General features: G+C 46.2%; 15 protein-coding genes. 8 read left to right on the plus strand and 7 right to left on the minus strand.

Going from position 1 to position 19675, the window contains the following annotated elements:
* The first annotated feature begins 101 nt into the window (after window positions 1-101).
* Window positions 102-3278: an efflux RND transporter permease subunit gene (locus ABR189_RS18310; protein ID WP_354661915.1), complete on the plus strand. Its 3177-nt coding sequence runs from the start codon at window positions 102-104 to the stop codon at window positions 3276-3278.
* 233 nt (window positions 3279-3511) lie between these two features.
* The gene (locus tag ABR189_RS18315) at window positions 3512-4357 is read left to right on the plus strand and encodes a hypothetical protein (RefSeq protein ID WP_354661916.1); all 846 of its coding nucleotides are present in this window, start codon (window positions 3512-3514) and stop codon (window positions 4355-4357) included.
* Between the two features lie 27 nt (window positions 4358-4384).
* On the opposite strand, the gene ABR189_RS18320 is transcribed toward ABR189_RS18315, so the two are convergent.
* From ABR189_RS18320 to ABR189_RS18350, 7 genes are all read right to left on the minus strand, one after another.
* Window positions 4385-4663 carry a hypothetical protein gene (locus ABR189_RS18320; protein WP_354661917.1) on the minus strand — a complete coding sequence of 93 codons (279 nt, stop codon included), beginning with the start codon at window positions 4661-4663 and terminating at the stop codon, window positions 4385-4387.
* A 22-nt stretch (window positions 4664-4685) separates the two neighbouring features.
* Complete coding sequence (locus ABR189_RS18325) at window positions 4686-5969, minus strand: class I SAM-dependent methyltransferase (protein WP_354661918.1); 1284 nt, start codon at window positions 5967-5969, stop codon at window positions 4686-4688.
* 35 nt (window positions 5970-6004) lie between these two features.
* Window positions 6005-7420, minus strand: coding sequence for a nicotinate phosphoribosyltransferase (locus ABR189_RS18330; RefSeq protein ID WP_354661919.1), 1416 nt, complete (start codon window positions 7418-7420; stop codon window positions 6005-6007).
* A gap of 12 nt (window positions 7421-7432) precedes the next feature.
* The gene (locus tag ABR189_RS18335; RefSeq protein WP_354661920.1) at window positions 7433-8344 is read right to left on the minus strand and encodes an NUDIX domain-containing protein; all 912 of its coding nucleotides are present in this window, start codon (window positions 8342-8344) and stop codon (window positions 7433-7435) included.
* A gap of 90 nt (window positions 8345-8434) precedes the next feature.
* Entirely contained in the window at window positions 8435-9121 is a 687-nt protein-coding gene (locus ABR189_RS18340) for an NUDIX hydrolase (protein WP_354661921.1), read from the minus strand.
* 17 nt (window positions 9122-9138) lie between these two features.
* Window positions 9139-9546, minus strand: a complete 408-nt coding sequence (locus ABR189_RS18345) for a hypothetical protein (RefSeq protein WP_354661922.1) — start codon at window positions 9544-9546, stop codon at window positions 9139-9141.
* Between the two features lie 191 nt (window positions 9547-9737).
* Window positions 9738-11360 (minus strand): M28 family peptidase, encoded by a 1623-nt coding sequence (locus ABR189_RS18350; protein ID WP_354661923.1) that lies wholly within the window; start codon window positions 11358-11360, stop codon window positions 9738-9740.
* Between the two features lie 214 nt (window positions 11361-11574).
* Here ABR189_RS18350 and gcvT point away from each other — a divergent pair, with 214 nt between their 5' ends.
* The 6 genes from gcvT to ABR189_RS18380 all read left to right on the plus strand — a co-directional run bounded on the left by gcvT (window position 11575) and on the right by ABR189_RS18380 (window position 19533).
* On the plus strand, window positions 11575-12663 hold the full coding sequence (gcvT, locus tag ABR189_RS18355) for a glycine cleavage system aminomethyltransferase GcvT (RefSeq protein ID WP_354661924.1): 1089 nt from the start codon (window positions 11575-11577) through the stop codon (window positions 12661-12663).
* A gap of 21 nt (window positions 12664-12684) precedes the next feature.
* The gene (locus ABR189_RS18360; protein WP_354661925.1) at window positions 12685-13158 is read left to right on the plus strand and encodes an SRPBCC family protein; all 474 of its coding nucleotides are present in this window, start codon (window positions 12685-12687) and stop codon (window positions 13156-13158) included.
* Between the two features lie 26 nt (window positions 13159-13184).
* Window positions 13185-13907 (plus strand): 2-phosphosulfolactate phosphatase, encoded by a 723-nt coding sequence (locus tag ABR189_RS18365; protein WP_354661926.1) that lies wholly within the window; start codon window positions 13185-13187, stop codon window positions 13905-13907.
* Window positions 13908-14099: 192 nt separating this feature from the next.
* Window positions 14100-14894, plus strand: a complete 795-nt coding sequence (locus ABR189_RS18370; protein WP_354661927.1) for an MBL fold metallo-hydrolase — start codon at window positions 14100-14102, stop codon at window positions 14892-14894.
* A 313-nt stretch (window positions 14895-15207) separates the two neighbouring features.
* On the plus strand, window positions 15208-18933 hold the full coding sequence (locus ABR189_RS18375) for an SNF2-related protein (RefSeq protein ID WP_354661928.1): 3726 nt from the start codon (window positions 15208-15210) through the stop codon (window positions 18931-18933).
* 270 nt (window positions 18934-19203) lie between these two features.
* Window positions 19204-19533, plus strand: a complete 330-nt coding sequence (locus ABR189_RS18380) for a DUF7674 family protein (RefSeq protein WP_354661929.1) — start codon at window positions 19204-19206, stop codon at window positions 19531-19533.
* Window positions 19534-19675: the final 142 nt, after the last annotated feature.

A 19675-nucleotide genomic window follows, 5' to 3' on the forward strand; every position in this document is an offset into this window, starting at 1 on the left:
TTCAGGTATTAACAAGGAAGGATGAATTATATACCGAACAGCTAATCTGGTATCCGGCTAAACAGCATACAGCATCTGGTGACACAACAAATTATTCAAACATGAAAATTACAGAAGTATCCATAAAGCGGCCTACCATCGTAGTGGTAGTATTTACCATCCTTACGCTGCTGGGGATCATGAGCTATAAATCACTGAACTATGAGCTGTTGCCCAAGTTCTCTTCTCCGGTAGTAACGATTGCTACCATTTATCCGGGTGCCTCCCCCAATGAGGTAGAAAGTACCATTACAAAAAAGATAGAGGATGCGATTGCCTCTATGGAAAAGATCAAGAAGATCACTTCCAAATCTTCCGAGAGTTTATCCATTGTAACCGTAGAGTTAAACAATGATGCGAATGTGGATATTGCGCTGCAGGATGCACAACGTAAGGTGAACGCTATCCTGGCTGATTTGCCGGGGGATGCCAAACCACCTTCCCTGAACAAGTTTTCAATAGATGACTTGCCGATCATGACCTTGTCTGCCACTGCCAAAATGGACGACAAAGTGTTTTATGACCTGGTAGATAAAAAACTGCAGCCTTTATTATCCCGTTTGCCGGGTGTGGCACAGGTAACCCTGATTGGTGGACAGGAGCGTGAAGTAAAGGTGAACATTGATCCCAAGAAACTGGAAGCATACAATATGTCCATCCTGCAGGTAAGACAAACCATTACCAATGCAAACATGGACTTCCCTACCGGTAAGGTGAAAACTGCTGACCAGCAGATCCTGATCCGCCTGGCAGGTAAATATAAGGACGTAGATCAATTACGTAACCTGGTACTGACTACCACTGATAACGGCGCGCAGATCCGTTTGAAAGATGTGGCAGACGTACAGGATTCACAAAAAGATGCAGAACGTATTGCCCGTGTGGATGGTGTAAGTGCGATAGCTCTGCAGGTGCAGAAACAAACAGATGCCAATGCTGTACAGGTGAGTGAGGAGATGCAGAAAGCCATTGCGAAGATTGAAAAAGACTATGCTGCCAATGATGTAAAAATCCTGGTGGCCAATGACTCTTCGGTGTTTACGCTGGAGTCTGCCGATTCGGTAATACATGACCTGATCATTGCGGTAGTGCTGGTGGCATTTGTAATGCTGCTGTTCCTGCACAGTATCCGTAACGCGATATTCGTAATGATCTCTATCCCCGCATCACTGATAGCTACCTTCATTGGTATGGAGCTGATGGGCTTCTCGCTCAACCTGATGTCTTTGCTGGGGCTGTCACTGGTGGTAGGTATCCTGGTGGATGATGCGATTGTGGTGCTGGAAAATATCTACCGTCACATGGAGATGGGAAAAAACAAAGTACGTGCGGCATTTGACGGGGTAAAAGAAATAGGCTTTACCGTTACCTCTATTACTCTGGTAATTGTGGTGGTGTTCCTGCCTATCTCGCTGACCAATGAACTGGTATCAAAGATCCTCCGGGAGTTTTGTGTGGTGGTAATGATTTCCACGATGCTCAGTTTGCTGTCGTCCTTTATGATTGTGCCGCTGCTGTCGTCCCGTTTCGGAAAGCTGGAACATATCACTGGTAAAAACATCTTTGAGAAGTTTATCCTGTGGTTTGAAAAACAACTGCAACGATTTACAGACTGGATGACCGGTATCCTGAAATGGGCGCTGGTACACAAAACCATCACTATTATTGGTTCCCTGGTATTGCTGGTGGCTTCCTTTATGCTGATAGGTAAAGGGTATATAGGTGGAGAGTTTATTCCTAAGGGTGACCGCGGACAGTTTATCGTGATGCTGGAAATGCCTAAAGATGCTTCTGTGGAGCAGTCTAACCAGGCTACCCGTAAAGCAGAACAATACTTATCCAAGAAACCGGAAGTAACCCGTTTGATCACTACAGTGGGTCAAACCAGTGAAGATGGTTTTGGTAACTCCCAGTCTACCGCTTATAAATCAGAGATCACCGTAATGCTGGTAGAACCGGAACACCGGGAGCCCTCTGATATATATGGAGCAAGAGTGAAAGCAGAATTAAAAGCGATCCTGCCTGGTGTGAAAGTGAAAACTACCTCCGTAAGTATCCTGGGTACTGCAGAAAGAGCGCCGATAGAGCTGGTGGTAATGGGGACTGAGCTGGATAGTGTAATGGCCTTTGCACAAAAAGCGATGGCCACACTGAAAACAGTGCCCGGTGCGAGTGAGGTAAAACTTTCTGTAGAAGAAGGTAACCCGGAGATCAACGTACAGGTAGACCGTGATAAGATGTCGGCACTGGGCCTGACACTGGAAACAGTGGGTGGAACTATGCAGACCGCCTTTAGTGGTACTGCGGATGATTCCAAAGTGAAGTTCCGCCAGGGAGATTATGAATATGATATCAACATCCGCTTTGACGACTTTAACCGTAAGAACCTGCAGGATGTGTCCAACATTACGTTCCTGAACAACAAGGGCGCATTGGTACGTCTGTCGCAGTTTGCTACTGTAACAGAAGGTTCCGGGCCAAGCCACCTGGAAAGAAGGGATAAAAATACCTCTGTGTCTGTACAGTCGCAGGTAATGGGTCGTCCTTCCGGTACCGTAAACCAGGAGTTTGCAGCTAAGCTGGCAGAATTGCCTAAGCCTGCCGGTATCTCCTACCTGTTTGGTGGGGATGCAGAAAACCAGGGTGATTCCTTTGGTACGCTGGGAGCAGCATTGCTGATCTCCATTGTAATGGTATACCTGATCATGGTGGCCTTGTATGATAACTACATTTACCCGTTTGTGGTATTGTTCTCTATCCCGCTGGCTATCATAGGTGCCTTGCTGGCACTGGCGCTGACCAATAATACGCTGAACATCTTTACCATCCTGGGTATGATCATGCTGATCGGGCTGGTAGCGAAGAATGCGATCATCCTGGTAGACTTTACCAATCAGATGAAGGAGCAGGGACAAACAACGATGGAAGCATTGATACATGCCAACAATGCCCGTTTACGTCCTATCCTGATGACCACGATTGCGATGGTGATAGGTATGTTGCCTATTGCGTTAGCAACAGGTGGGGTGGCCTCTACCAAGAATGGTCTGGCCTGGGTAATCATCGGTGGTTTGATCAGTTCCATGTTCCTGACGCTGATAGTAGTACCAGTGGTATATAAAATAGTAGACAGTGTGATGCAGCGTTTTGGTATGAACAAGCCTTCCCAGAAGCGCCTGATCCGTCAGCGGATGGTAGCGCCTTATGAAGAAGTGCTGAGCCATGCGCACATGAACTAACATATTTGAAGATATTGTTACTGACAGTGTAACAGTTGTAGGTTTAGGTAAATAGCCGGAATAATCTTATTCCGGCTTTTTTATGCCTATGCGGGAGAGGCGGTTCTGTAATGCCACCGCAGGCGGTATCAAACACCTGGAGATCAGTCAATAAGGCTTGTCCGGGCACCTTCCGGGAGAGGGCGTACGGCCCCTCAAAAAACAGTATATTTATAGAGCCAATATTTTCAGAGATGTTATCACTTACAGATACCCGCTGGGAGCAACTACATCACGCATACGGTCCTGCCAATGATGTACCGGGAATACTTCAGCAACTGCAGGAGGGAAATGATGAGGATAAAGACGACTTGTTTTATGGGATGCTTTGTCATCAGTATACCGTATATGATGCCACCTTTGCGGCCATGCCGGCTGTTTTCCGGCTGCTGGAAGAACAGGAAGATATTCCGGCCATCATGGAGATACTGAATTTTTGCGGGGGCGTATATGCATTTGATTACGAAGACCATGTTGCGGCGGTGGCTTCTCCCCTGTTGTACGAGCCCCTGCGTAAAAACCGGGAGCTGGATACTACTACCCTACTGAATATACAAACAGCTTATAAACGTACCGCAGAAGATGTAGAGCAGTATTGCCTGTACCTGTTATCCAAACAGGTATTGGAAAATGAGTCCGATAAAAAAGAAGTATTGACTACCCTGGCAGCTGTAACGGGAAGTAAAGCTATTGCCAGGGCGTTGCTTATTTACCATCAGGATGAATATGTATGCGTGTGCCCGCATTGCAATAGTGAAGTATTTGTATGGAATGAAGAAGGCATCCTGAAGGTATATGCCAATGACCCTGTTTTTGAAAAGGAGCAGGAAAAGTATGCAGTAATCCCTGTTGCGGTCAATCCGGACGACTGGGACGGCAGCTATAACCGGGCCACTGCGCAATACTGGCTGACGGATATGGCGCAGCGGTATGACATGGCAGACTATATTATCTTATTGCCCCAATTATTTGGCATCGTGGCGTGCCCTCATTGCCAGCAGTCTTTTGAGTTGATGCCGGCATTGGAAAAGGGAGTGTAAAGTATGCGTATTTGTGCAGGTGGCGCATTACTTCCTTGCCAGTAGCAGCATATGTGATACCGGGAAATCAACCGGTACCAAAGTGCCCGCTTCGTTTAACCTGAATAACTGCACTTTCCCTTCCAGGCGGTTTTGTACGATCCAGTCGTTCCGATAGGCATTGGATAATGGATCCAGCCGGAAGCCGGTATTTTCCAGTGCATTTTTCCAGTCGGCCAAGTTCCAGAAACAGAAGGTTTCGTGCATTTCACTCAGCCAGTTATCATGGTAATCCTTTTTGTACATAAACTCGCAGGCATCCTGCATGGATAGCTGGCAGTAGGTGGTATTACCGATATTTACCCAGGTATGCTGTAATTGGTAGCCTTCCTGCCTGCGGAAATCCTGTGCAAAACGTTTGAACAGTGCAAGCGTAGAAAGCTGGCCCCCATTGGGCCAGCTGGTGGGTATCTGTAGTAGCAGGCGCTTCGGTGGTATTACTGCCGTCTTCTTCGTTCAGCCAGAGTAATACTGTTTCGTGCTTGTTGTCCGGACCTACCACATCCCGGTTGATCCATACTCCGCCGGGTACCAGTTCCCGGTAACGGTTATGGATAAACTCCAGCAGGTCATGGCGGTTGCCGTAAGATTCTATTTCGTGGGTTAAAGAAGAAGTGTGAATGGTATTCATGCTATCCTGTTCAAACACGAGACTAGTCACTGCGTTTTTCTGGGAGAAAAAAACGGACGGGTTGGCAAATTCTCCGTTATGCTTGCGTTGCAGGCAGATATCGAACAGGTGGCGTGACACTTCAATACCATAACAATCGCATTCATGCAGGCGTTCATCTGCACAAGCCATTTTTATCCAGGAGCCTACTGCGCAGCCGATATCCCCTATTTTTCCCGGCTGGATGTAGGGAGCTGTTTCGCGGTATTTAAGGGTAGCTATTTCATCCATCTGGCGCACATATACGTTATAATCGCGCGTAGCAGTAAGATCACCATCCGCCCCAATGATAGGATCTTTGAGGATGTGCCGTACTTTTTCGCCCAGTTTATAAAGGTTCCATATTTTAAAGGAAGCCGGATGCATCAGTTCCAGTACCTGCTTGTCTTTCCGCCATTCATCCGCATGCACGATCAGCTGTACAATGTCCCAGGGCAGCTGCCGGTTATATTGCCCCGAAGCAGTATCCCATTCTGCCGGCAATACGGTGAAGCCATGTTGCAGGTACATGTCTTTTACCGGTGTGGAGCAGATCACAATTGTATTTTCAGGCGTAAGCGCATGCAGGCCTTCACTTGAGTGGCGTATGGTCTTTACCGTATATTCTGCAAAATCGTTGATTACACCTACATCATCAATCCCATATACGTATACCGGCAGTTCCAGGTAATTAGAGAACTCCTGAATGATCATGGAGCGGAGATAGAAAGGGATGGGGTTGCGTTTGGTACCTAAGTGATTGGCAGAAGTTACAGCAAATATGATCGCTGTAATTTCCTGTGCTTTTTGCGGCGTGCCGTGTACATCCGCCTCCCCTTCCAGTTTGCACTGGATAAGGCGGTTCAGGTATTTGAACTGAAAGTCGGTTAATAGATGGTGTCTGCCCGGAATAAGTAAATACATGGTGTGAAGATAGTCATTAACAATATGGATCAAATCTATAAGGTCGCCTGTTTTCTAATAGCTTCAAAAGTATATTCATGGGTAATTTCCCCGTTTTCAAATACGGTGTGTAACTCATCCTGCAGTGCGGGCATATCATTCTGGCGGATGGTTTTGTACGTGTTGTTTTCCTTTACCAGTTTTAGTTTACCTGCTTTGGATTTTTTGAAGGAAGTACGGAGTTGTCCATTGGCATCCATCTCTACGGGCATCTTTTGGACATCTATGTGTGCACCATTTACCTGGGCATAGGAGCATTTGAGCGCAAATTCCTGGGTATCGCGGTTGACCCGTTGCAGCAGGGCCCCACCCATTCCCAATACCAGGTTTTCAGCGCTGATACCGGCTTTTTGCAATGCTGCATAGATGGGAGGAATAGAAGAATAGCTGATGCCATCACCTTGTATTACCCGTACCTGTGGAGGGAGTACTTTATACCCCTTTTCATTGATGGTAAAGCCAAATTTATTCATCAGGATATCGAACACCCGGAGCAGTGTTTGCACCGCATCCCCACTATCAGGGCGGATGACCAAAGTACCTTTCCTGTTCAGGATCTGTTCTTTGAGCTCAGTGCCCCAGTATGTTTCGCAGGCGCGGAAAATATTGTAGGAATCAGACACACAGGCAATGGTACCGGTAGGGAAAGTGTTTAGTACGTGTCTGAAAATTTCCAGTTCCCCTTCTTCCCCCAGCAGGGTACAGATAGAGTGTTCTGTAGCCGGGATGGATAAACCTACTGCCTGTGTAGCGTGGTAATACCGTTTGGCAAAAACGGACGCCGCCAGGGTATCGCTGCCTGCAAAGTTAACCAGGTGAGCGCTGCCCCCCAGGCCGGCACTTTCTACGGAGCTGGCACCACGGAAGCCAAAGTCGTTGAGCACAAAATCTATCCCGGCAAAAGCCGCTTCGCTGGCAGTAGCTTCGTAGTACTGGCGTACTACCTTTTTAATTTCCCGGGATACGCTGGCCACGGTGCAGGGGTACCATACCTGCATCAGTAGTGTTTCTAGAAAGTTGGTGAGCCAGTAGCAGGCAGGGTCGGTATTCTCGATGGTCATCAGCACATTTTGTACAGGTACGGAGGTGCCTTCTGCCACGGCTTTGATACGTACCGGTAATTTCCCGCCATGCTTTTCAATGATATAATCAAACTTGCTACGATCAAACACATCATTACGGCCAAACACTTGTGGCAGCAGCGTTTCCGCTTCGTCTATTTTTTCTTTGGTGATCACTACCCCCTGCAGGTATTCTTTCAGAAAATATTGCAGGCCGTAGAATACTGTTTCGTTAAACTTGCCGCCCCGGCTTTCCAGGTAGGAGTAGATGTATTGGGTGCCTGGTAAGTATAATTTGTGGTGGGAGTATTTGTAAGCGTCGGCTAAGAGAATGAGATTTTCCTTTGTCATGGTTCGTTCGTTTTAATCGTTCTCAGAATATTTTTGGGCTAATTTTTCCAGCAGGGGAATATGTGTACTGACGATTTCCTTTGCTGCAATAAGTGGTATGATATCTTTTACGGGCACCCACTTTACCGCGGCGAGGTCATCGCCTGGGGCCGGTTCACCTGATATCAGGCTGGTGCTGAAAAGGGAGGTCATGATCTTATCTGTTTCGGACCGGTAGCGCCAGTCGTCTACCAATAAAGACATTTCATATTGCAACGGAGTAGTCGTGAGGGGGCCGCATTCTTCCTGTAATTCCCGGAGCGCTGCCGCTTCATAGCAGGCATCCGTAGGATCAGTAAATCCACCGGGGAGGCGCCAGGCAGTTTCGTTGGGTTTACGTCCCAGCAGTAAATATTGCTGATTGTCTTTGAATAAAGCGATATCTACGGTGGGGTATGCTTTCGGGAACTGGTTGTAGGTATTATAGATAATCCCTGCACGGAACTCTTCCGTAGCAAAAACCTTGTCAGAGATATCTTCCCGCATAGCAGTAGCGTTGTAGTCCTGTACAGGAGGTAACGCTTCGGTAGCGTAACGTCCGGAGTAAGTAGCAATAAAGCTATCCCGGCTGCCGTAGAGGGCAAATGTTTCGTGTGGGAAGGTATGCAGTAATAATTCGTCCAGCATTTTAGACCATTGTTTATCGTCCGGCTGATCACTTAATGGAAGAATAACAATATCCGGGAATGCTTGTTTGATCATTCTTTCCCTGGTGAAGTAGTCCAGCGGGTTTTTGCGGCTGCCTTTTACAGGAGAAACACCCAACACGATGATTAACCGGTTATGCTTTTGTTTTACCTGGTTGATCAGGTTGAGGTGTCCGGGGTGGAGAGAAGGTGTCTGGAACCTGGCAATGATCACACCAGTGGGTTTGATGTTCTGCATGTGGTTAGTGTTTTGTGTAATTGTTACACAAATATACATCTGCCAAACATATTGGCAAAATATTTTTGGTATTTTTTACACAAAATAGGTTTACACTTCAAAAGCGATACCATCTTTCATGAGTTGGAAGTATCGTTTTTCGTTGAAGCTAAAGAGTTTGGCGGGTCTGCCCTGGGACAGTTGTTTTTGTGTTTCGTTATGTGCGATGAGGATACCCAGGTGGTTCATTTTTTTCTGGAAGTTGCGCCGGTCTATGGGGCGGTCCAGGAGGGTTTCATATAATTTTTCCAGGTCGGCAATCGGAAATTTTTTGTCCAGGAGTTCGAATCCGATGGGTTGGTACCTGATTTTTCCCCGTAGTCTTTTCACGGCTTCGGCAATAATACCGGCATGATCAAAAGCCAGGTCGGGCAGTTCCTTGATATTGAACCATCCCGCATCTTCCGCATCGGAGCTGGCTGCCAGTTTGAAGTTGGTTGGGTTTACCAGTGCAAAGTGGGCAACAGATACTACCCTGCCTCTGGGATCACGGGAAGGCAAGCCAAAGGTGTATAGTTGTTCCAGGTAATTGATATGGACACCGGATTCGGTTTGCAGTTCGCGGGTTACTGCTTCTTCCAGTGATTCATGATCTCTTACAAATCCGCCGGGGAGTGCCCAGCTGTGGAGGAAAGGTTCTATGGTACGTTTAATGAGCAGTACGGAGATACTTTCCCGGGCAGTGTATCCAAACACTACTGCATCTACGCTTAATCGTATGTTCTGTTGTATAGCCAAGGCTGAAGGACCGTAATTTACTTTTTAATATAATGTGCTATTTGTGAGGTGTCTTTATGCAAATTTACAAACAGCGGGTTTTTCTGAGGATCAAAAGCAATGATGGTATGGGATTCCCAGGCATCCTGCGGTACAGGCAGTTCAATTAATACTTCCAGCCCGTTTGCCCGGCGAAACAGCAGGCTGTCTTTTCCGGCGATGTGGCGGATGAACTGGTGTTTTTCCAGGTAGGTGATCAGCTCCTGTTGTTTAGCCATGACAGCTTCCTGGAGAGAGTCGCCTGCCAGGGGTTTTACCTGGCGGATCACGTAGCTTTTTTCGGTAATTACATCGTAGGCAGATTTATCGATGCCGCTGTTACGGGTTTGGTTACACGCAAAAAGTACAGTAGCAGCAGATAGTATAAATAAAAACCTCCTCATCATGTTACAGCATTAAGATTATAGGAGCAGGCCGCCTGTTGGGCGGGGAAATGGCCTAAAGTGGCCTGTTGTCCGGTTGTAGCAAAGGAATACTTTACCTGCAGCCCCCATCCTGTGAAGTGCAAGTTATCAAATTGCGGGCAAATGCCCTATGCCTGTCAGAGAAGAAGATATGGGGAAGGGGGTATCGGGCATCAGAATTGTACCTGGAATACCTTTTCAGCATTACCTCTTTTCACTTTCACATCGGTTTGGTCGCCTTTTTTAAAAGTCCCCAATGCCTGCATGTAGGCCTCCAGGTTGGTAACCGGGAGGCTGCCCATTTGTACAATCACGTCCCCGGCAGCCATCCCCGCCTTTGAAGCCGGGCGGCCATCGGTAACCCCATCGATACGTACGCCCCCTTTATCAAAGGTGTAGTCCGGCATAATGCCGAGGGTTACAGAAAAACGTGCGTTGGTACCCATTTGAGGTTCCCGGGTTTTGGAAAATGTTAGTTTGTCCATCCCGTTGGCCTTGTCAATGATATCGTATACCAGTTTTACAACAGACAGTGCGCCGTCATAGTTGAGCTTGCCGGCATCATCGGTAGGCTTATGATAATCGCTGTGTGTGCCGGTAAAGAAGAAGAGTACCGGGATATTTTTGCGGTAAAAGGAGGTATGATCTGAGGGACCTACACCAGCAGAGTCGTATGATAGTTTCAGTTCTTTAGGCGCCACTGCCGGCAGGATCGTGTTCCAGGCAGGAGAGGTACCGATACCGCCGATCTGTAAACCTTTTTCGGCAGTAAGCCGGCCTACCATATCCATATTGATCATGAAATTGGCCTGTGACAGCGCTATCTGGCTGTGTTCTGTAAAGTATTTAGAACCAAACAATCCCAGTTCTTCCCCGGAAAAGGCGACAATCGCGTAGTTGTTGCCCCGCAGTTTAGACGCTTTCAGCAAGCGGGCTATTTCCAGGAGTGCGGCAGTACCGCTGGCATTATCATCCGCACCATTGTAGATCTCTTTGGTAGCAGTACCCAGTCCGTTATGATCTTCCCCATAGCCCAGGTGGTCATAATGAGCCCCCAGGATGATTGTTTTTTCCGCTTTGTTGTCTATATAACCAATAACGTTAGTACCAGTGCGTTTGGTAGGTTTGAAAGCCACCTGCAGGTTGATTTTGAATCCTTCCGCATCGTCTGCCATCAGTTTTTTGCTGACCGCATCATTGACCCATACCGCCGGAACAGGAATGGGCGCCGGATTTTGATCCAGCCATTCCGCAACCTCGGCAGCTGTTTCCTTGCTGTTATAGAACACTACCGCGGTGGCCCCTGCCTGTTGTGCCTCTTTGGCTTCTTTCAGGTATTGGTTGGCCATGCTTTCATGCGGATTGGTGATATCCATTTCGGATACATTTACCAGCCAGATATTGTCCGGTTCATTTACGTTGGGGATTACTTCTCCTTTAGCAGAACTGGCGGCACTGAAAGGCAGTGGAATGAATTGGGTACCGGGCGTCAGTATCTGATCGCCGATACTCATTTTAGTATCTGCCGCAGGTTCCCGTCCTTCCTTTACAGTAAAGGTTTGTAAAAAGCCCTCCTCTCCCATGGGCGTAAGCCCGATATCTTTCATCTGACCGGCAATATATGCCGCAGCGAGTTGTTCTCCGGGAGTTCCTGTGCGGCGTCCTTCCAGTTTATCACTTGCCAGGTAGGCCACATGCATTTGCAGGTTACTCAGTGTTTTACGGTCCGTTTTCTTTTGAGCACTTACATAAAGTGTACTCAATACGAAGGGAAACAACCAGATGATCTTGTTCACGGTTCTTCTTTTTAGGGTAAATACGGCTTATTTACAGTGCGAAATTAGGTGCTCTGTATGAAAGTGAGATTAAAATGCAATTATTGCACCAAAAAAAAGGTTTTGGGCCCAGGCCTTTTCCCCTTTAGGTTTTAAATGTTATTTTTGCCCGGTTTAAAAAGGGGCAACATCCCTGATCCGGTTCATACCCAAAACAAAGCATATAACAATAAGTATGAAAAATACGCCGTTTACAGAAAAACACATTGCGCTAGGCGCCAAGATGGCTGCATTTGCAGGATTTAACATGCCCATCTCCTACACTGGTATTAATGATGAACACAGTGCTGTTCGTAAAAATGCAGGGGTCTTTGATGTAAGTCACATGGGTGAGTTTATATTAAAAGGGGAAAACGCCCTGGATCTGATCCAGCGGGTAACCAGCAATGATGCCTCCAAGCTGACACCGGGGAAAGCGCAGTATAGCTGTTTGCCTAATCCTGAAGGAGGGATAGTAGATGATTTGCTGGTGTATTGCATTGAAGAGAACCAGGTATATATGCTGGTGGTAAATGCCGGTAATATCGATAAAGACTGGAACTGGATCAGCCAGCATAATACCAAAGGGGTGGAAATGCATAATATTTCCGATAAAACCTGTTTACTGGCCATACAGGGCCCTAATGCCGCTAGTATACTGCAACCTCTGACAGAAGTGAACCTGGTGAACCTGAAGTACTACACTTTTGAGAAAAGTACTTTTGCAGGCGTACCAAATGTGCTGATCAGTGCTACCGGGTATACCGGAGCAGGTGGAGTAGAGATCTATTTTGAAGATAAAGATGGCGCTGCCGACAAGATCTGGCATGCGATTTTTGAAATTGGCGGACCACAGGGATTAAAACCAATTGGCCTGGGAGCAAGGGATACGTTGCGCCTGGAGATGGGTTTCTGCCTGTATGGCAATGACATAGATGACCGCACCTCTCCCCTGGAAGGCGGACTGGGATGGATTACCAAATTCACCAAGGATTTTACGGCAAAGGATATCCTGGAAAAACAGAAAGCAGCGGGTGTAACCCAGAAGCTGGTAGGTTTTGAAATGGTAGATAAGGGAATTCCCCGTCATGATTATGTGATTAAAAATGCACAAGGTGAGGTAATAGGACGGGTAACTTCCGGCACACAATCCCCTTCTCTGCAAAAAGCGATCGGATTAGGCTATGTGAAAACGGCTTTTGCCGCGCAGGATGCAGAGATCTTTATTGAAGTAAGAGATAAGTTGCTGAAGGCCAGGGTGGTAAAAGTGCCCTTTTTGGCATAACAGTCATTTATAACCATATCTATGCCTATTATTCATTTAACCACTGTTATCCATGCTCCGTTGGACCGGGTTTTTGACCTGAGCCGGAGTATTACGCTGCACAAGCGCAGTATGGAGCATTTAAAAGAAGAGGCCATTAAAGGCCGTACCAGCGGATTGATATCCTATGATGAAACAGTTACCTGGCGGGCGCGCCATTTGGGTAAGATGCGGGAGCTGACTACCAGGATAACGGCGATGCGCAAACCGGATTATTTTTGTGATGAAATGATTGAAGGTGATTTTAAGTCCATGAAGCATGAGCATCATTTTAAGGAAATCGGTAATGGTACAGTAGCTATTGACATTATGGAGTATGAAGCACCTTATGGACGGTGGGGCCGGATGCTAGAACGGCTATTTCTGACCAGGTATATGACCAGGTTGCTGGAGCAGCGTAACAGGAGTATAAAAGAATATGCAGAGAGTGAAAAGTGGCGGGTGATACTGGATTAGTGACATGATTTATTAAACAAGTTTGAATGACAGAGCATAACAAACCCACGCTGGAAGTATGTTTATCACCGGCGTTATTACACCTGTATGATGTAAAGAATAGTATTGTAGTCATTATAGATGTCCTGCGTGCCACTTCTACAATTTGTACTGCCTTGTATAATGGGGCGGCCAAGATTATCCCGGTAGCATCAGTAGAAGAATGTGTGAGCATAGGGCGGCAACTGGGGGCCATTACGGCAGGTGAGCGGGATGGGAAGATAGCAGAAGGGTTGCTGCATGGCAACTCTCCGTTTGAGTATCCGCGTGATTTTATAGAGAACAAAACAATTGTGCTCACTACCACTAATGGCACCAAGCTGCTGCATATGGCCAAAGACGCCATACAGATTATTACCGGATCTTTTCCTAATATCTCTGCTGTATGTGATTACCTGGTAGCGCAGCAACAGAATGTGATCTTGGGCTGTGCTGCCTGGAAAGACCGGGTGAACATGGAAGATACTTTGTTTGCAGGAGCGGTGGTAAGCCGTATCAAGTCGCATTTTCATATGAACTGTGATTCTGCCCTGGCGGCAGAAACTTTGTACAATACGGCAAAACCGGATGTATACAAGTTTATGCAGGGCGCATCGCATTTCCAGCGCCTGGCTAAGTTTGGGCTGGAAAAAGATATCCGTTACTGTCTTACCCCGGATGGCGCCAATGTATTGCCATTGTTGAAGAATGGGGAGTTGATTGTAGGATAAGGTTTAAAGGGAGATATTAATTATATTATAAAGAAGGCGATGCGCTCCCGGGGGCATCGCCTTCTGCTGTTAGTACACCTGTTGTAGTGTATTCTTTTCAGGGTACCGTAATTATCCAGTAAAATCTATACCGCTGCGCCGTTTCATAAACCGGATTTTTTACCCAAATTTGAAGACCAAACAAAGGAGCATATGAAACATTACATCTGCACTACCTGTGGCGTACAATATGACCTGTCTGCTACAGCTCCTGCCCACTGCCCTATCTGCGAAGACGACCGGCAGTACGTTAATCCCAACGGACAATCATGGACTACACTGGAGCAGGTGGCCCGTCAGCACAAAAATATTATTGAAAAAGCAGGGCCGGATGTGTATGCCATTTATACCACCCCTTCCTTTGCCATTGGGCAGCGTGCCCACCTGGTAATTAGCCCTGGCGGTAATATTTTGTGGGATTGTATCACCAACCTGGATGCCTCTACCATTGATATTATCCAGCGGATGGGAGGTATTAAAGCGATCGCATTATCACACCCCCATTACTTTTCAACGATGGTGGAATGGAGTCATGCTTTTGGAAATATACCGGTATATGTACACCGGCTGGACACACAATGGCTGGGCCGTACAGATGCGGTGATCTGGTTGTGGGAGGGAAAGGAGCAGGCGCTGTGGGACGGTATGAAGCTGGTGCTTTGCGCCGGGCATTTTCCCGGCGCCAATGTATTATATACCCCGCAAAATAATGGTGTATTACTCGTAGGAGATGTGATACAGGTATCCCCGGATCTGAAATCCGTATCCTTTATGTATAGTTTCCCCAATTATATCCCTATGCGTAAAAGTGAGGTGTTAGGGATTCAGGAAGCGGTGGCTCCCCTCAGCTATGATGTGATGTATGGTGCTTTTGGGCGTTATCTCCGGCAGGATGCCAAAAAGACCATGGATTTTTCTGTAAAGCGGTACCTGAGGATATATGAATAGTTAGCTGCGAGCTGCCTGTGTTATGTTGGGAAATAATCAGCTGCCCGTTGCGAGTATCAATATAAACTAGGGGAAAGTTGATGGCTGATAGCCCGTTAAGCCATTCGCTGTATGTAGCTCGAAGCTCATGGCTCGAGGCTCATAGCTCTCTCCCTGCTTCACTTTCCGGGTATGACACAAAAGTTTAATGTACCTGCTGGTCTGTTTTAAGAATTTTCTGCTTATTTTTGTGGATTGCCTTTGCTACGGCTGCTAAATAATTTAGTTTTTTTAACCCTTGGCTGTAGATAAAAGCTGGCAACAAGTTTTAGGTATGTCGCTACCCCACTTACTAAAGTATGTTTATAATAACGGCACTGATGAGGTGATCCGCAGGGGGAAGCGTATATATTCTACTGGCGGCGTAGAATTGCTGGATGCGGACCCGATATTAAAGTCGGCTACTTTCCGGGTTAAAAGTGATACGCACGCCAATTATTACCGCGTTTCCATCAGCAAATACAACGAAACGGCAGCGATGTCTATCCGTTGTCAATGCCCGTACAACCTGGGAGATATCTGCCGGCATGAAGCAGCTGCGTTATTCCAGCTACAGGAAATGCTGGACAAGAACCATTTTGAGAGCTTTGAAACACATTATAATCAGCAGCATACGCTGATTAAAATGAAATCCATAGATCTTAAAACGCTGAAACTGCTCACTTCCAATCACATTTTTGAAGAAGCAGAAAAAATGCAGCGTCTGGTAAAGATCAAACAGGCGAAGGATGAAAAGGTAGAAGCTGTGCTGAAACAGGACGGTGTTGAATATCCGCTTATTATTCAGCGGAATGAGGAACGTCTTTTTGATACACATTGTACCTGTGATGAAACGGAGCATGCGTTATGCAAACACAAAACAGCCCTGTTTTTGCATTTGCTGACCAAGCACGGTGCTTTTTATTTTGATACCTTACGCAACTGGGATAAAGAAAAGAATAAACTGCTGGCCATTTATGGCTATTCCCTGTCGGATGACCTGGAAGGAAAATTTACTTTTTCCTATATGGAGGGGAAACCGTTTTTAAGGGTGCTGGATACCAGTATCAAGCGGGTGGAAGCGCCTATTTCCGGTAAGCAGCAGGCAGCGCCACCACCGGCAGAAACAATTGTCATTACACAAAGATTAGGTGCGGTATTTAACGCCAATGAACCCCTTTATCCTTACTTCCGGTTAGATCTGGTTAGCGGGGAGGTAAATGAGGAACAAACGGAATTTATATCGCTGGTAAATAAACTGGATCTTACCAAGTACGTTGATTTTTATCAGTACAAAGAAAGAGACCGGGAAATGATCGCTCCTGTGCGTAAAGTACAGGGCACAGAAGTGAGCAAATTCCTGAGCAAGAACTCCCCCTTTGCCGGGATATGGGAAAATATTACCCATGAGAATGAAGAGGAGCTGCCCACAGAAACCAAGGAGCTGATGCTGGAATACCTGCATCCCAAATTGGTGAAGTTATTCCCGGTACTGGCAGAGCATGGATTACTTTTCCTGCTGCCTAACCGGCAGCCATTTAAAACAAAGAATATCCTACCCATACAGGTAGGTGCTGATAAGCTATCGCTGGTATTTAAAACAAATACTACGGATAGTTATGTAGAGCTCACCTGTTTTGTTTCCATTGAAGGAGAGCTGATCAATGTGTCGGCCAATGAATGGGACAGTCCGTTACTTTTCCTGCATAATAATGTAATGCATGTTTTTGAGAATCCGCAGGATGCATTGCATGTGGAATTGTTCCGGCAAAACGGGCTGGTACGTATTCCATCAGCAGACTGGCCGGTATATCTTAAAGATTATCTGCTGCCACTGAGTAAACAGTATGAAATTCAATTTGATACTTCCTTACTGGCAGAAGTGGATGATATATTACCGGAATGCCGTGTGTACCTGAAAGAAGTGGGCGAAACCTTTATCATCCAGCCGGGATTTGCCTATCACGGGCAGGAAGTGGATTGGAATGATGAAACCCGTATTACGGTGCAGGAAGGCAATAAAGTGCTGATCATACACCGGAATAAGGAAGCGGAAATGCAGTTTGTGAACCAGATACGGGCACTGCATACCAATTTCCCGCAGATAGATACCCATAACTACTTTTTCCTGCGTGCTAAGGAAGCCCTGAAGAACAACTGGTTCTTCCTGTTTTTTGATGCCCTGAAGGAAATGGATGTGCGGGTGTTTGGTTTTGATGCATTGAGGAACTTTAAATTCAGCTCCCATAAGCCGGTTACCAACCTGCAGATCAGTTCCGGTATTGATTGGTTTGATGCACAGATAGAAGTGTTGTACGGCGATCAGAAAGTGAGCATTAAGGATATCAAAAATGCGCTGGCCAACAAACAAAACTATGTACAGCTTGCAGATGGCTCTTTGGGCTTATTGCCGGAAGAGTGGCTGAAGAAATATTCCCTGCTGTTTAAAGTAGGGGAAGAAAAGGATAAGGGGTTGAAGCTGAGTAAATACAACTTCAGCGTTATTGATGAGTTATACGAATTCATTGATGATGAAGCGGTTGTAGCAGAACTGGAGCAAAAACGTAAAAAGTTATTGCAATTTGACGAGATCCGGAGTATAGCATTGCCTTCCAATGTACATGCTACTTTACGTCCTTACCAGGAAAGTGGTTTCCAATGGCTCAACTACCTGGATGAGGTGAAGTGGGGAGGTATACTGGCGGACGATATGGGTTTGGGTAAAACGATCCAGGCACTTACGTTCCTGCAAAATTATAAGAACAAAAATGATGACCAGTGTATGGCCCTGGTGGTATGTCCTACTACCCTGATCTATAACTGGGAAAATGAGATCCGGAAATTTACGCCGGGCATCCGCCATCATATTCACCATGGACCTGCCCGCTTGAAAAGTATGGAAGAGCTGCAGGGGTATGATGTGATCATCACCACTTATGGTACCCTTCGCAGCGATATTCAATTGCTGATGAAGGTGGCCTTTGATTATGTGATACTGGATGAGTCACAGGCAATTAAAAACCCGCAATCCAAGGTAACTAAAGCAGCACAGCTACTGAATACTAAAAACAGGCTGGCGCTGAGTGGTACACCCATGCAGAACAATACCTTTGATATCTATGCGCAGATGAACTTCCTGAATCCGGGCATGCTGGGAAGTGTGGACTTTTTCCGTAATGAGTTTGCTACCCCCATCGACAAGTTCCAGGATGAAGAAAGAAAAGATCATTTACGCAAGCTGATCTATCCGTTTATTTTACGCCGCACGAAAGAGCAGGTAGCGAAAGATTTACCGGATAAGATCGAAACAGTGATCTTCTGTGAAATGGATGCGGAACAGCGGCATATTTATGATGCTTACCGCAATACGTACCGTTCCAAGATATTGGGTGTTATTGAAGATCAGGGTATGCAGCGGTCGCAGCTTACCATTTTGCAGGGCCTGATGAAATTGCGGCAGATCTGTGATTCGCCGGCTATATTGAATGAAACGGAGCATTACCCCAATCACTCGGTGAAGTTGCATGAGCTAACCCGTGAGATAGCGGAGAATATTGGTCATCATAAGGTGCTGGTATTTTCCCAGTTCCTGGGTATGCTGGGACTTATCCGGGAAAGATTGGCGCATATGAAAATACCTTACGAGTATTTTGATGGCAGCACCTCTACTATGGATCGTGAAAAAGCTATTCAGAATTTCCAGAACAATGATGAATGCCGGGTGTTCCTGATTTCACTGAAAGCAGGTGGTGTGGGTCTGAACCTTACCGCTGCCGACTATGTATATATAGTAGACCCCTGGTGGAACCCGGCTGTAGAACAGCAGGCGATTGATCGTACCCACCGTATCGGGCAAACCAAGAATATCTTTGCTTACCGGATGATCTGTAAGGATACGGTAGAAGAAAAAATCCTTGAACTACAGGAACGCAAAAAATCCCTGGTAAAAGAGATCATTGCCGATGATACCGGCTTTGTGAAGAAACTTACCAAAGAGGATGTATTATATCTCTTTAGTTAAAAAAAGGGGCTCAACTTTGGGCCCCTTTTTTATGCAGGTACCTACCTGAGGTGCCGTTTACCTCCTTTCATTTTTTGTAAATACCCTTCCATTTCTGCATGGTTTTCATAGCTGGCATCTTGCGCCTTTTCTCCTGACTCTCTTTTATTTAATTGATTTACAGGCTGTTAGTTCTGTAATGTGGCCTGGTTGTGTTTACTGGCATTCCGCTGGTTAAGAGGTAGTATCATCAATAATTAAGTTATGCTACCCGATTCGAAAATTTCTCAGTTGATCAGTTTACAAATCCCCGGACTTTCTTTTCCTATGCAGCAGCTGGTTAAAAACGGAACGGTATGTAAAGTAGTACATGCCTTTGCGGATTATACCAGTAATATGATCCGGGGCGGGCAGATACCGGAGGTTAAAAAGTGCTTTACCATGGCGGGAGTATTATACCGTAATGGCAGTACAGCACTCCGTAATGCGATAGAGAGCGTGTATTTGTATGCTTTATCCCCCTTCCTGTATACGCAGTTTAGCAATCAGCCGGTGAAGGAGCTGCTGCCTTTATCATTGAAGAACATCCGCATACAGCATATTCAGCGTGGCACACTTTAATCTTTAACATAAATCTATCAACAATGCTAACTGTTTTATTAATGCTGGCGGGGCTGGCTTGCTTCTATTTGTTTTTTAAATCTGTGGATTACTTCGAAAAAATATAACTCATTGCTGCCAGCTGGCAGCTTAAAGCTATGGC

It is taken from the genome of Chitinophaga sp. H8, from assembly GCF_040567655.1.
Classification (GTDB): Bacteria; Bacteroidota; Bacteroidia; order Chitinophagales; family Chitinophagaceae; genus Chitinophaga; species Chitinophaga defluvii.

What these genes read in the sequence shown, in the direction of transcription:
- ABR189_RS18335 (WP_354661920.1), bottom strand. Translation starts at nt 8,344, where the DNA reads ATGCAGAACATCAAACCCACTGGTGTGATCATTGCCAGGTTCCAGACA.
- ABR189_RS18345 (WP_354661922.1), bottom strand. Translation starts at nt 9,546, where the DNA reads ATGATGAGGAGGTTTTTATTTATACTATCTGCTGCTACTGTACTTTTT.
- ABR189_RS18375 (WP_354661928.1), top strand. Translation starts at nt 15,208, where the DNA reads ATGTCGCTACCCCACTTACTAAAGTATGTTTATAATAACGGCACTGAT.
- gcvT (WP_354661924.1), top strand. Translation starts at nt 11,575, where the DNA reads ATGAAAAATACGCCGTTTACAGAAAAACACATTGCGCTAGGCGCCAAG.
- ABR189_RS18370 (WP_354661927.1), top strand. Translation starts at nt 14,100, where the DNA reads ATGAAACATTACATCTGCACTACCTGTGGCGTACAATATGACCTGTCT.
- ABR189_RS18315 (WP_354661916.1), top strand. Translation starts at nt 3,512, where the DNA reads ATGTTATCACTTACAGATACCCGCTGGGAGCAACTACATCACGCATAC.
- ABR189_RS18320 (WP_354661917.1), bottom strand. Translation starts at nt 4,663, where the DNA reads ATGCAGGATGCCTGCGAGTTTATGTACAAAAAGGATTACCATGATAAC.
- ABR189_RS18310 (WP_354661915.1), top strand. Translation starts at nt 102, where the DNA reads ATGAAAATTACAGAAGTATCCATAAAGCGGCCTACCATCGTAGTGGTA.
- ABR189_RS18325 (WP_354661918.1), bottom strand. Translation starts at nt 5,969, where the DNA reads ATGTATTTACTTATTCCGGGCAGACACCATCTATTAACCGACTTTCAG.
- ABR189_RS18365 (WP_354661926.1), top strand. Translation starts at nt 13,185, where the DNA reads ATGACAGAGCATAACAAACCCACGCTGGAAGTATGTTTATCACCGGCG.
- ABR189_RS18330 (WP_354661919.1), bottom strand. Translation starts at nt 7,420, where the DNA reads ATGACAAAGGAAAATCTCATTCTCTTAGCCGACGCTTACAAATACTCC.
- ABR189_RS18360 (WP_354661925.1), top strand. Translation starts at nt 12,685, where the DNA reads ATGCCTATTATTCATTTAACCACTGTTATCCATGCTCCGTTGGACCGG.